Origin of the sequence: Marvinbryantia sp. (assembly GCF_047017445.1) — a bacterium.
Lineage (GTDB): Bacteria > Bacillota > Clostridia > Lachnospirales > Lachnospiraceae > Marvinbryantia.
Genome location: NZ_JBKXTT010000004.1, coordinates 285,047 through 296,580, shown reverse-complemented (window position 1 = coordinate 296,580; position 11,534 = coordinate 285,047). Strand labels below are relative to the sequence as shown.

The 11,534-nt window shown below is 52.0% G+C and carries 12 protein-coding genes, 1 tRNA gene and 1 pseudogene; 4 read left to right on the top strand and 10 right to left on the bottom strand.

The genetic code is table 11. The annotated features are described in order from the left end of the window. Nucleotides 1-93: 93 nt before the first annotated feature. The 3 genes from ACLU9Q_RS06730 to ACLU9Q_RS06720 form a co-directional block, all read right to left on the bottom strand. Nucleotides 94-912, bottom strand: coding sequence for a CvpA family protein (locus ACLU9Q_RS06730; RefSeq protein ID WP_296908063.1), 819 nt, complete (start codon nt 910-912; stop codon nt 94-96). Nucleotides 913-921: 9 nt separating this feature from the next. Then, complete coding sequence (locus ACLU9Q_RS06725) at nt 922-2,196, bottom strand: DUF5711 family protein (protein ID WP_296908065.1); 1,275 nt, start codon at nt 2,194-2,196, stop codon at nt 922-924. 82 nt (nt 2,197-2,278) lie between these two features. Next, on the bottom strand, nt 2,279-3,472 hold the full coding sequence (locus ACLU9Q_RS06720; RefSeq protein WP_296908067.1) for a LysM peptidoglycan-binding domain-containing protein: 1,194 nt from the start codon (nt 3,470-3,472) through the stop codon (nt 2,279-2,281). A 195-nt stretch (nt 3,473-3,667) separates the two neighbouring features. Here ACLU9Q_RS06720 and yyaC point away from each other — a divergent pair, with 195 nt between their 5' ends. Next, nucleotides 3,668-4,225, top strand: coding sequence for a spore protease YyaC (gene yyaC, locus ACLU9Q_RS06715; protein WP_296908069.1), 558 nt, complete (start codon nt 3,668-3,670; stop codon nt 4,223-4,225). Here yyaC and ACLU9Q_RS06710 read toward each other — a convergent pair. From ACLU9Q_RS06710 to ACLU9Q_RS06685, 6 genes are all read right to left on the bottom strand, one after another. Beyond that, entirely contained in the window at nt 4,209-5,147 is a 939-nt protein-coding gene (locus ACLU9Q_RS06710) for a transketolase family protein (protein ID WP_296908071.1), read from the bottom strand. The genes yyaC and ACLU9Q_RS06710 overlap by 17 nt on opposite strands. Continuing rightward, the gene (locus ACLU9Q_RS06705) at nt 5,135-5,974 is read right to left on the bottom strand and encodes a transketolase (RefSeq protein WP_296908073.1); all 840 of its coding nucleotides are present in this window, start codon (nt 5,972-5,974) and stop codon (nt 5,135-5,137) included. Before ACLU9Q_RS06705 ends, ACLU9Q_RS06710 begins: the two co-directional genes overlap by 13 nt. A 126-nt stretch (nt 5,975-6,100) precedes the next feature. Continuing rightward, nucleotides 6,101-6,697, bottom strand: a complete 597-nt coding sequence (recR, locus tag ACLU9Q_RS06700) for a recombination mediator RecR (protein ID WP_296908075.1) — start codon at nt 6,695-6,697, stop codon at nt 6,101-6,103. Then, nucleotides 6,697-7,041 carry a YbaB/EbfC family nucleoid-associated protein gene (locus tag ACLU9Q_RS06695; protein ID WP_296908077.1) on the bottom strand — a complete coding sequence of 115 codons (345 nt, stop codon included), beginning with the start codon at nt 7,039-7,041 and terminating at the stop codon, nt 6,697-6,699. Before ACLU9Q_RS06695 ends, recR begins: the two co-directional genes overlap by 1 nt. A gap of 21 nt (nt 7,042-7,062) precedes the next feature. Then, nucleotides 7,063-8,697: a DNA polymerase III subunit gamma/tau gene (gene dnaX, locus ACLU9Q_RS06690; RefSeq protein WP_296908079.1), complete on the bottom strand. Its 1,635-nt coding sequence runs from the start codon at nt 8,695-8,697 to the stop codon at nt 7,063-7,065. Between the two features lie 10 nt (nt 8,698-8,707). Next, nucleotides 8,708-9,781: a 6-phosphofructokinase gene (locus ACLU9Q_RS06685; RefSeq protein ID WP_298513312.1), complete on the bottom strand. Its 1,074-nt coding sequence runs from the start codon at nt 9,779-9,781 to the stop codon at nt 8,708-8,710. A 177-nt stretch (nt 9,782-9,958) separates the two neighbouring features. Between ACLU9Q_RS06685 and ACLU9Q_RS06680 the strand changes: the two genes are divergently transcribed. After that, nucleotides 9,959-10,044: transfer RNA gene (locus tag ACLU9Q_RS06680), tRNA-Ser, on the top strand. A 72-nt stretch (nt 10,045-10,116) separates the two neighbouring features. On the opposite strand, the gene ACLU9Q_RS06675 is transcribed toward ACLU9Q_RS06680, so the two are convergent. After that, the gene (locus ACLU9Q_RS06675) at nt 10,117-10,296 is read right to left on the bottom strand and encodes an ATP-binding cassette domain-containing protein (RefSeq protein ID WP_330592673.1); all 180 of its coding nucleotides are present in this window, start codon (nt 10,294-10,296) and stop codon (nt 10,117-10,119) included. Between the two features lie 129 nt (nt 10,297-10,425). On the opposite strand from ACLU9Q_RS06675, the gene ACLU9Q_RS06670 reads away from it, so the two are divergent. Beyond that, nucleotides 10,426-11,022, top strand: coding sequence for a hypothetical protein (locus ACLU9Q_RS06670; RefSeq protein ID WP_296908083.1), 597 nt, complete (start codon nt 10,426-10,428; stop codon nt 11,020-11,022). Nucleotide 11,023: 1 nt separating this feature from the next. Further along, nucleotides 11,024-11,534: pseudogene (locus ACLU9Q_RS06665) on the top strand (hypothetical protein); the annotation flags it as partial.

Here is an 11,534-nt window from a genome sequence, read left to right as displayed (position 1 = left end):
AACCGGTGCTAATGTTTCAGTTTTTTCGGGACATTTTCAAAAATGCTTGACACAACTTTTTTCATTTTTTTCAGAAAACTTTTTTCATTTTTTTCAGAAAATATTTTTCACCGTATCCTGCAAAAATTCAAGCAGCAGATTGGACTCATACAGGGCGCTCAAAACCGGGCTTTCCCCAATCATTGTCATCAGTTGTTTTCCGATATCTGTATTACTAAATATAGTTATAATAAGGAAAGCAACCCACACGATGATGAGTCCCTGAAAAAATCCAAGCGCCAGGCCAAGGATCTGGTTGACGCCGCGCAGCACCGGAAGAGACGCGATCACATCCAGCGTCATAACTGCCAGCCAGATAAAGCTGATCACCAGAATCCACGTCGCCACAAAGGAAATCAGATTCAGAATTAAGCCTGCCATATACTTCGGCACATAGTCCGCAAAGCTCTCGGCCGCAAGCTTCGCATAATATTCGGGAGTATTATTTTCTTTAAGAAGGTTCTGCAGCGTCTGTGGAATTTTTAAATTGTTAATCCACGCCTCCTGCCAGGCAGTGTCCCCGCTCTGCCCGGATGTGTCTGTACCGGATTTGGTTTCTCCCGACGCTGTCTGTTCCTCCCCGGCAGCGCCGAGGTTCACCATTCCCTCTCCCGCAGCATCCGTTTCTGTCTCCCGATCGCCGTCGGACGCAGTGGCAACACGGAAGGTATTCTCACATTTTTCCAGAATATAGTCGTAGACCGGCGTCTGCGTTTTCAGAAAATCCGTCACATACGGCGTGGCAATATTTACAAGAACAATTGACAAAACGATGGACACCAAAGACGCAAGGCTTTTAATAAAGCCTCTGCGGTAGCCATGTAAAACAGAGATCGCAAATATTATAAGTACAATAATCGTCAGTAAATTCATCTTTTGCTCCTATTTTAATCGTATCTTGTCCGTGCTGTCCGGCGTGAGCACCTGATATTTATGAAAGCCGCCCAGCTTTATCATGCCGGAAATCTGCTTTTCATATTCCACAGATGCTTTTTTTCTTCCGCCGGTGCTGTAAATTTCAATATCATGCGTTCCATAGAGGATGATTTCTCCCTCCTCCGCAACCACGTTGGTGTAATCCATATCAAAATAACCCGTGCCGCATCTGCTCCCATCCGCACGGTAAATCTGCATTTTATATTTGTTTTTATGCGCCTCATCCTCATTCGCCGTAATAATGCCGACATAATCATCGCTGTGGAAAATACTGATAATTTCCTGTTCCACAGTAATCTCCGCCCTCTGTTCAGGAACCTGTCTGCCGCTGAAAAACGTAAGCCCGTCGTCGCGGCACGCTACCGCATAGCTGCCGCTCAGAAAATGTACGGCGGGAGCCACCGCCGCTTCATACTCCACGCTGTTTACCTGATAATCCGCCGCACTCTGTCCGACAGCGGAGAAATTGTAAAACACAATATTGGTTTTTACATCTTTATTATCCATTGTCAGATAGGAAACCGCCAGCTTCTGTCCATCCGCCGAAATATCAATATCAAGCGGGTATCCGTTTTCATTCATCGTGGTTTTGCTCTTTACCAGCAGTGTTCCCGATGAATCATATACATTCACATAGGTGATATCGCCGTCCTCCAGAACCGCCGCAACAACGCCCTGCGCTGCCACGCGAACCTTTGTGAGCGTATATTCCACTTCAAAATGTCCGATCTGTCCTTCTTTGTTAAACACATAGACGTCCTGTCCTCTCTGATCCCCCACAACCACGGTGGAGCCGCAGACATCCACGATCGGATTCTGCAGGGTAAAGGTAACGTTCCACTGCACCTCGTTGGAATCATTGACACATGTCACGCCGTTCGGATTGCATTTCAGCGTCCGATTGTCCAGGCGCACATAGCTGGTGGCAGCATCATCAGAACGCTCCACGCTGGAAAGCACGCTGTACCTGTGGAGCACTCTGACACGGCTGTAGACAAACGCTCCTCCAACCAGCAGCACCGCCGCTGCCGCCAGCAGCACCGTACGCAGATGCACCTTATCCCTGTGCAGCTTCAGCTTCTCGGAAAGGCTCATCATCTCGTCGCTCTGCATATTTGCCTGCGCTTTTTCCCGTTTTCTTTCTGTGATCTTCTTTATCGTCTCTTTCCACTTTCCCGGAAAAGAAGGGTGCGGAAATTTTATTTTCTTTATCTTTAACATATATCGGTACTCCGTTTGCAAATCTGGTTTTCCTCTTTCATGACTGCTGTGTCATGCGTCCATCGTAACACGATTTTCCCGTTTATGGAAGTAAAATTTTCTGCCCCGGAAGAATCGTATTCTCGTCGTCAATTCCATTCAGCGCGCAGATTTCCTCCACCTTTTCCAGACTGCCGTAATACATCTCACTGATGCCGGCAAGCGTATCGCCCGCTTTCACCGTGTAGGAAGCGCGCGCTACCGCCGATACCGGAGCTTCTGTATCGCTGCCTTCGCTCTCCGTCTGCGGCTCTGTCTGTACCGTGATTTCTTCTTTCGCCGCGGCATCGTTCTGCACGGTCTGCTCCGCCTCAGAGTTTTCCGTCTCCGTATCGCTCTTTACGGACTTCGCTGCAGTCGTTTCCGGCGTCTCCACAGTCTGCACCTCCGTGATCACCTCCGTCTGCAGCTCAATTTTATCATCCATATGTAACATAACCTGTGCCGTGTCCTCCAGATAACCGCTCTGGCTGTCTACATTGTCCGTCAGACGCGCAAGGCTCTGCTCCACCTGCTTCATTTTATCGTAGTTGTAAACCATGGTGACGCCGAGCGCCAGCACCGTCACGACCAGAAAGCCGCCTGTGAGATAGACAAGCCTTCCTCTCTTCGGCATGGTGACCTGCGGTACTTTTTTCTTTTCCTTTATGATTTTGCGGAAGCGCTTAATCGCGTCATCCTTCACCGGCGCTTCCTTCTCCACCGATTTTCCCTCGTTCCGGGCAACCATATACTCCTGCATTGCCGGATTTTTATCGTAATAAATATAAAAGCCCGGCTGCGCCGCCGGTTCTTCCTCCTCCATCAGAAAAACAGAGGTTTCCTCCTCCTGGTCGTCCCGCACGATCAGCGCCTGGTCGTCGCCCGGAAACTCCCTCCGGAATATTTCTTTGATCTCCGACGTCATGCGGACCGGAGATTCCTCCGCTGTCAGGAACCAGCCCACGACGCATTTTCCGGCAAAACAGCGCTCCATCTTTTCCTGCAGTGCCTTTTTCTCCCCCTCATCCATCGAAAGGCTGTCTGTCTCGATCGCGCCGCTCACAAAAATACAGGGATTCTGCTCCAGCTTGCGCACCTCTCCAAGCAATATCGCTTTTTTCTGTTTATCCTCCGCCGAGATCCCCTCCAGAAAGGTCATCACATAATCTTCTATATAAACCTTCCTGTTTCCGCCTCCGTCCCCGATCTGCCTGATATTTTTCGGCATCTTCCATTCTTTGCTTGTTTCTGCCATATTTATACTCACTCCTTTTTGGAATCAGCCTACCATATATTTTTTGCAAATTTTAGCGAAACAGAAACCGCGAACAAGCAATTCCTTCGACAAATGCCGCGCTGCATATTTTTCCAAAAAACGGACAAACTGAAGAGGAATAAACAGCATCGTCCGGCGATACATTAATTTACAGGAGTAAAAGGACAAATATCTATGAAAACAATTTCTTCAAAGGTTCACTACATTAACGGAAAAGAAAAAACTGCCCCAACGCTGCTTGCCGCGCAGCTGGGACAGTTGATCTCTGTTGTTTGCCCGCCGGAATTTCCGCCGGTTTTTGTCTGTATCGGAAGCGACCGCGTGACCGGCGACAGTCTCGGCCCGCTGGTGGGCACAAGGCTGCAGTACGCCGATAATTTCACGCTTCCGGTCTACGGAACGCTGGACTTTCCGATCCATGCGCTGAATCTGAAGGACGCTATGCGTTCCATAAAATATTTTCACCCATACAATCCGATCATTGCCATCGACGCCTCGCTGGGCGCCAGACGCCACCAGCACTACATCACCGTCTCCCACGGCAGTCTCTGCCCTGGTTCCGGCGTGGATAAAAAGCTGATGGAGGTAGGGGATATCGCTATCACCGGCATCATCAATACCACCGGTGAATTTTCGCAGCTGATCCTCCAGACAACGCGCCTGTCCGCCGTGATGTCACTGGCGGAGTGCATCTTCCAGGGGATCCTGCTGGCGGTTACGCCCACTCTTTGATCTTGTTGTAGATGCCTTCCGCATCCAGTCCGTATTTGTGAAGCAGTGCCACTGCCGCACCGGACTCGCCGAATTTATCATTCATGCCGATTTTCAGAACCTTCGTCGGCGCGTTTGCGCACAGGCAGTCGCATACGGCGCTGCCAAGACCGCCGATCACGGAATGCTCTTCTACCGTCACTACCTTGCCGGTTTCCTTTGCCGCTGCGATGATCAGCTCCTCATCCAGCGGTTTGATGGTGTGGATGTTGATCACCTTTGCGTCGATGCCGTCCTTTGCCAGCATTTCCGCCGCCGCCAGACACTCCGCTACCGGAAGTCCGGTCGCAACGATGGTGAGATCCTTGCCCTCGCGGAGCACAACGCCCTTGCCAAGCTCAAATTTATAATCCGGACGGTCGTTGATCACCGGGACAGCCAGACGGCCGAAGCGCAGATATACCGGCCCCTCGTGCTCTACGGCTGCCTTTACCGCCGCCTTTGCCTCCACATCGTCAGACGGGCATACTACAACCATGCCCGGGATCGTTCTCATCAGAGCGATATCCTCGTTGCACTGGTGGCTCGCGCCGTCCTCGCCAACGGAGATGCCGGCATGGGTTGCGCCAATCTTTACGTTCAGATGCGGATAACCGATGGAATTGCGCACCTGCTCAAAGTTACGTCCTGCTGCAAACATTGCAAAGGAGCTGATAAACGGAATCTTTCCTGTGGTAGCAAGACCTGCCGCCACGCCTGTCATGTTGCACTCTGCGATACCGCAATCAATGTGACGCTCCGGGAATACTTTCTTAAAGGTACCTGTCTTGGTAGCTGCCGCAAGGTCAGCGTCCAGAACGACTACGTTCGGGTTTTCCTTTCCCACCTCTACGAGCGCGTTGCCGTAGCTTTCTCTGGTTGCAATCTTCTTTACATCTGACATAATGCTTCACCTACCTTTTCTAAGTCTGCCATAGCAACTGCATACTGCTCGTCGTTCGGAGCCGTGCCGTGCCAGGATACCTGATTTTCCATGAAGGAAACGCCTTTTCCTTTTACTGTCTTCATAATGATCGCCGTCGGCATACCCTTGGTCGCTCTCGCCTCAGCAAAAGCAGCCGCAAGCTGGTCGAAATCATTACCGTCTGCCACATTGATTACATGGAAGTTGAATGCCTCAAATTTCTTGTCGATCGGGTACGGATTACATACGTCCTCGATCCTGCCGTCGATCTGCAGACCGTTATTGTCCACGATAACTACCAGGTTGTCCAGTTTTCTTGCACCTGCGAACATCGCCGCCTCCCAGACCTGTCCTTCCTGGATCTCGCCGTCGCCGAGCAGTGTGTAGACACGATAGTCTTCATTACTCAGTTTTGCAGAAAGCGCCATACCGCATGCTGCTGAGATGCCCTGTCCAAGAGAACCGCTGGACATGTCGACGCCCGGAATATACTGCATACTCGGATGCCCCTGCAGATAGGAACCAAGCTTACGCAGCGTCGTCAGATCCTCTACCGGGAAGTAGCCTCTGTGTGCCAGAGTGGAATATAAGCCCGGCGCCGTGTGCCCTTTTGAGAGAACGAAACGGTCGCGGTCCGGCTTTTTCGGATCCTTCGGATCGATATTCATTTCTTCAAAATAGAGATATGTAAACACCTCTGTTGCAGACAGGGAACCGCCCGGATGCCCTGCTTTTGCACTATGAACTGCCGTGACGATCCCTTTGCGGATCTCGTTAGCAGTCTTTTGTAACTCTAACTTGTTCATGTTACCCTCCTGTATTCATTTAATATGTTCAGTGTACCACAAAAGGCATCAAAAGTACATGATTTTGATGCCTTAATTTAAAATATTTTATAAAGTTCGCAATTATTGCAGTATCATGAGCAATCATCACAGCTCTGTTCTGCCCTCCAGCGCGCGCAGCAGCGTCACCTGGTCGATGTACTCCAGGTCGCCGCCCACGGGAACGCCGCTGGCGATCCTCGTAACCCTGATGCCGGTCGGCTTGATCAGCTTGCTGATGTACATTGCCGTCGTCTCGCCCTCCAGGCTGGAATTGGTAGCGATGATGACCTCCTTCACATCCCCCTGCAGGCGCTGCATAAGCTCCTTCAAACGGATATCGTTCGGCCCGATCCCCAGCATCGGAGAGATCGCACCGTGCAGAACGTGATACACGCCCTCGTATTTTCCTGTTTTTTCATACGCCGCCAGATCTCTGGTATTCTCCACGACCATGATGGTCTTTGCATCCCGCTTCGGATTGCTGCAGATCGGGCACAGCTCGCTGTCCGTGAGTGTAAAGCACTGCTTACAGTAACGGACGTTTTCTTTGGCGTCAAGAATCGCCTGGGCAAGAGCCTTTACCTCCTCCTCCGGGCGATTGATAATGTGAAACGCCATACGCTGCGCAGATTTTGCCCCGATTCCGGGAAGCTTGGAAAACTCTTCGATCAGACGACTGATCTGTCTGCTGTAGTATTCCATCAGAACGGGAACCCTCCGCCAAGGCCGCCCGTTAATTTCGACATCACCGCGCTCGACTCCTCTTCCACTTTACGCAGCGCCTCATTGGTCGCCGCAACGATCAGGTCCTCCAGCATCTCGATATCATCCGGGTCTACCACCTCTTCCTTCAGGCTGACCTTCAGCACCTCGCGCTTGCCGGAGATCGTCACCTCCACGGCTCCGCCGCCCGCTGCCGCTGTAAATTCCTTCTCTTCAAGCGCCTTCTGGTTCTCCTCCATCTGCTTCTGCATCTTCTGCGCCTGCTTCATTAAGTTGTTCATGTTGCCCGGCATTCCGCCCGGGAAACCTCCGCGTTTTGCCATATTCAAATCCTCCTTCTTTCTTTAGAACGCATCCACCGGGGAATCGTCTACCTCAATTTCTATATTATGAATCTTTTCCCGCAATTTTTCCTCTACGGACACCGCATACAGCTTCTGGCTGCCGCCCGACATATCCGCCGCGAGAACCATTTTTATGTCAATCTTTTTTCCGATCTTTGATTCGATGATATTCTCCAGCAGTTCTTTTTTTTCGTTGTCATGGATATATTTTTCACCCAGAAAGTCCTGGAACACGACATACAGACAGCTCGCATCCTCCGCCGGGTCGTAGCGCGGCTCCGCCTTTGTCTGCAGCACCATGCCGAATCTTCCGCCCGCCTCGTTTGCAATGCTTCTCCACATAGAAGCCGCCCGCTGCACATCCTCCGGCGCCGCCTTTGCCGGCTTATCCTCCGGGAGCATTTTATTTTCCTGCGCAGGCGCACCGCTCACAGCGCCAGATCCCCCTCCGGCACTGCCTGTCTGCTGCGCGATCACCACGCCCTCCGCGAGCTGCCTCTCCAGATTGCGGATCCGCTCCAGCACGGAGGTATTATCCGTCTCCATCTGCGGACGGCACAGCTTGATCAGCGCCACCTCCAGCGCGATCCGCTTCGATGATTCGTAGCGCATACGGTTGGACAGTTCTGAAAAAATGCGGATGTAGCGCATCAGGGTGTCCTCGCGGACCATCCCCGCCTCCTCCTGCAGAAGCTTTAAATTTTCCGCGGAGATATCCAGCACCTCTTCCATATCGTCCGAGGATTTCAGGAGCAGAAGGTTGCGCAGATACCAGGTGAAATCCGTCACAAACTGCCCCAGCTCGCGCCCCTGCATCACCAGTTCCTCCAGCTCCTCCATCAGGCCGCGCACATCCTGTTTCAGCACTTTGCGCAGAATGCGGCTGAACACCTCCGTATCCACCGCCCCAAGCACCTCCAGCGCCTGCTCATAGGTGAGACGCTGTCCGGGGTAGAATGCGATACACTGATCCAGCAGGCTTAACGCATCGCGCAGCGCGCCGTCTGCCTTGCGCGCAATGTAATGGATCGCCTTGTCCTCGGCCTCCAGTTTTTCCGCCGTAAGAAGCTCCTGCAGACGCTCCTCAATGGTTGCCACCGGGATACGCTTAAAGTCGTAGCGCTGGCACCTGGAAAGGATCGTCACCGGGAGCTTGTTCGCCTCCGTCGTCGCAAGAATAAAAATAACGTAGGAGGGCGGTTCCTCCAACGTTTTTAAAAGCGCATTGAATGCGCCGATGGAAAGCATATGAACCTCGTCGATAATATAAACCTTGTAGCGCCCCTCCGTCGGCGAGTAGGAAACCTCCTCGCGGATCTCACGGATGTTGTCCACGCCGTTGTTGGACGCCGCGTCGATTTCTATAACGTTCAGCGAGCTTCCCGCCGCGATCGCGCGGCAGGTCGCGCACTCGTTGCACGGACTGCCGTCCACCGGATGTTCGCAGTTTACCGCCTTTGCCATGATCTTTGCGATGGTGGTTTTTCCGGTTCCCCGCGTCCCGCAGAACAGATAGGCATGTCCGACGCGTCCTGATTTTATCTGATTTTTCAGTGTCTGCACAACTGCGTCCTGACCCTTCACATCTGCGAAGGTGTCAGGACGAAATTTGCGGTACAAAGCAGTATATGACATTCATCTACTCCTAATCGCCAAAGCTGATACCGATTAATTTTGCTTCTTTTACGATCTGGTCGTCCGGAGAAACGGTTTTCAGTTTGCCGGCCACATCTCCGAGCGGCACCTTCTTAGTCTTTCCATTAACGATCGCGATCATGTATCCGTAATCGCCGTTTAAGATCGCCTTTGCGCCCGCCGCGCCCAATCTTGTGGAGAGCACGCGGTCATACGGACACGGGCTGCCGCCGCGCTGGGTATGTCCCGGAACCGTCACGCGCACCTCTGTGCCGGAACGCTCCTCGATCTTTGCTGCGATCTCATAGGAAACCGTCGGGTACTTGTAATCCTTCATGTACTCCTTCAGTTCCTTCTTGCTCATCGCCGCTTTTTCCTTGGAGATCGCGCCCTCTGCAACTGCAATGACCGTAAAGCCCTTGCCCTGCTTCGTTCTGTGGTCGATCGCCTCGATCACCTTGTCGATATCGTACGGGATCTCCGGGATCAGAATGATGTCCGCGCCGCCCGCAATGCCGGCGTACAGACAGAGCTGTCCAACCTTATGTCCCATGATCTCCACGATAAATACACGGTTGTGTGAGGAAGCCGTCGTGTGGATGCAGTCGATCGCATCGGTCGCGATATTCACCGCGCTGTAAAAGCCGAAGGTCATATCCGTTCCATAGATATCGTTGTCGATGGTCTTCGGCATATGGATAATGTTCAGACCTTCCTCGCGCAGCAGGTTCGCCGTCTTCTGCGTGCCGTTTCCGCCGAGGATCACCAGGCAGTCCAGGCGCAGCTTGTAATAATTCTGCTTCATCGCCTCAACCTTGTCCAATCCCTTCTCATCCGGAACGCGCATCATTTTAAACGGCTGTCTGGAGGAACCGATGATCGTGCCGCCCTTTGTCAGGATACCGGAGAAATCCTGCGCCGTAAGCAGACGGTAGTCGCCGTAAATAAGGCCCTTGTAACCGTTGAGAAAGCCGTAAACCTCCAGCTCGTCCACATTTGACGATAATCCCTTTACGATACCGCGCATGGTCGCGTTCAACGCCTGACAGTCGCCGCCGCTCGTCAATAATCCAACTCGTAACATAATCTTTTACCCTCTTTCCCTCGTATAGTTAAGATATATCCGTGAATATATTTTTACTATACTACATTTTTTTGTCCATCTCAATTAATTTTTATCGCGACTTTGCGAATTTTCTTTGACAGACGGCAAAAACTCTGCTATAATCAGCGATGCATCCACTTTTTGAGATGTACAGATGGAGAGTTGTCCGAGTGGTTTAAGGTGCGGCTCTCGAAAAGCCGTGTGGCTAATACCCACCGAGGGTTCGAATCCCTTGCTCTCCGCTTATTAAAAAACCCGACCGCAAAACTGCGTTCGGGTTCTTTTATTTTTCTTTTCTATAGTTTTCGCCGCCGTCATACCGTGCGTTTTAAAACCATGTGACGGCAGCCGTCGATCGGCATAATTTCCGTGCTTACTCCGTATACCTCCCGGATGTTTTCCTCGCTACTGGTCGGTTCATCCAGCAGCAGGATCTGCAGCTGCTGCGCCAGCGCTCTTGCAATAAATACGCGCTGCCGCTCTCCGCTCCGCATTGCATTCCCGATGAAAAACTGCACACTCCACGCAATGCAGAAGGAAAAAAGTTGCCTTTTCTGTAACGCCCTTCTGCTATTATAAAAAGACAATCAGAAAAGCTCTGTATGAACAGAAGGAGGTATTGTATGAAACGAAAAAAGTATTTACACGTTCCCGGACGCGCAGCCCTTGCGGGAGGCCTGACGCTGGCAATGTGCTGCTTCTGGCCGACAGGCGGTTCTGTCGCCAGGGCGGAAAACACTGACACAGAAACGTCAGACTGGCAGTGGATGCAGGGAACCGACGGAGAGCCATACACATTCAGGCTGCACGAGCTGCAGATCACGCTTCCGTCAGAACTTCCGCTGTGGGCGGGCAGCGCCGGGAATATCTCAGCGGCTGCCGGAACCATCGATGATTTAAGCCTTTATTTTCTCTGTTATCCCGACCTCTGGATCACAGGAAGCCTGGATGAAATGTCTGATGGGGAAAAACAGGATTATCAGGAAAATCTTCTGTCAGAATCGGAGGATTCGCTTGGCAGCGCAATTCTGGAGCTGGAAAATTATACCTTTATAAGCGACGCGTACTTTGACGAAGACCTGAACGCAGTCATGCAGTCACTCTATACGGTTGTAAATGGCTCACGCTATACTGTCAGCGTGATTTCCCAGAACCGGAACCTGGAGGATGCAGATCTTGAAATTTTACTGGCGCTTGCCGGCATGATGGAGGAGGGGTAAAATGAAGAATAAATTGTTAACCAGGACGCTGGCATTGGCACTGAGCCTGTCTTTGGCAGCAAGCCCAGCAAGCGCGGCCCAGACATCTGAAGACTCCGGATACGCAGACTGGCAGACTGTCTGCGCCGCCTCTGCTGCCGGTGAAATATCCGCCGATGCAGCCGATACAAAACAGGGAGCCGCCAAAAAGGCTCCAGACACACAAACAGAGGTTTTGAACGAGACGCTTCCTGCCGCTTCGAGCGGACTGTCTGTTTCCGGTTCTGCCGAAGTCTCTGACGAAACGGCGCAAACGACGCCGGAAAGCGTGGAGGATACGGAATTAGAAACTCTCGCCGCCATCGGCCCCGGCGAAGTAACCGTTATCCCTTCCAGTGACGAAACGGACAAACAGCCTGACCAGGCGGACTTTGAAACAGAATCAGAGCTGCCGTTGGAAACGAGTCCCGAAACAGAATCGGAGCTGCCGTCGGAGACGGATCCCGAAACAGAACCGGAGCTGCCGCCGGAGA

Coding starts and splice junctions, on each gene's coding strand:
- ACLU9Q_RS06730 (WP_296908063.1), bottom strand. CDS start 912: ATGAATTTACTGACGATTATTGTACTTATAATATTTGCGATCTCTGTT.
- ACLU9Q_RS06725 (WP_296908065.1), bottom strand. CDS start 2,196: ATGTTAAAGATAAAGAAAATAAAATTTCCGCACCCTTCTTTTCCGGGA.
- ACLU9Q_RS06720 (WP_296908067.1), bottom strand. CDS start 3,472: ATGGCAGAAACAAGCAAAGAATGGAAGATGCCGAAAAATATCAGGCAG.
- yyaC (WP_296908069.1), top strand. CDS start 3,668: ATGAAAACAATTTCTTCAAAGGTTCACTACATTAACGGAAAAGAAAAA.
- ACLU9Q_RS06710 (WP_296908071.1), bottom strand. CDS start 5,147: ATGTCAGATGTAAAGAAGATTGCAACCAGAGAAAGCTACGGCAACGCG.
- ACLU9Q_RS06705 (WP_296908073.1), bottom strand. CDS start 5,974: ATGAACAAGTTAGAGTTACAAAAGACTGCTAACGAGATCCGCAAAGGG.
- recR (WP_296908075.1), bottom strand. CDS start 6,697: ATGGAATACTACAGCAGACAGATCAGTCGTCTGATCGAAGAGTTTTCC.
- ACLU9Q_RS06695 (WP_296908077.1), bottom strand. CDS start 7,041: ATGGCAAAACGCGGAGGTTTCCCGGGCGGAATGCCGGGCAACATGAAC.
- dnaX (WP_296908079.1), bottom strand. CDS start 8,697: ATGTCATATACTGCTTTGTACCGCAAATTTCGTCCTGACACCTTCGCA.
- ACLU9Q_RS06685 (WP_298513312.1), bottom strand. CDS start 9,781: ATGTTACGAGTTGGATTATTGACGAGCGGCGGCGACTGTCAGGCGTTG.
- ACLU9Q_RS06675 (WP_330592673.1), bottom strand. CDS start 10,296: ATGCGGAGCGGAGAGCGGCAGCGCGTATTTATTGCAAGAGCGCTGGCG.
- ACLU9Q_RS06670 (WP_296908083.1), top strand. CDS start 10,426: ATGAAACGAAAAAAGTATTTACACGTTCCCGGACGCGCAGCCCTTGCG.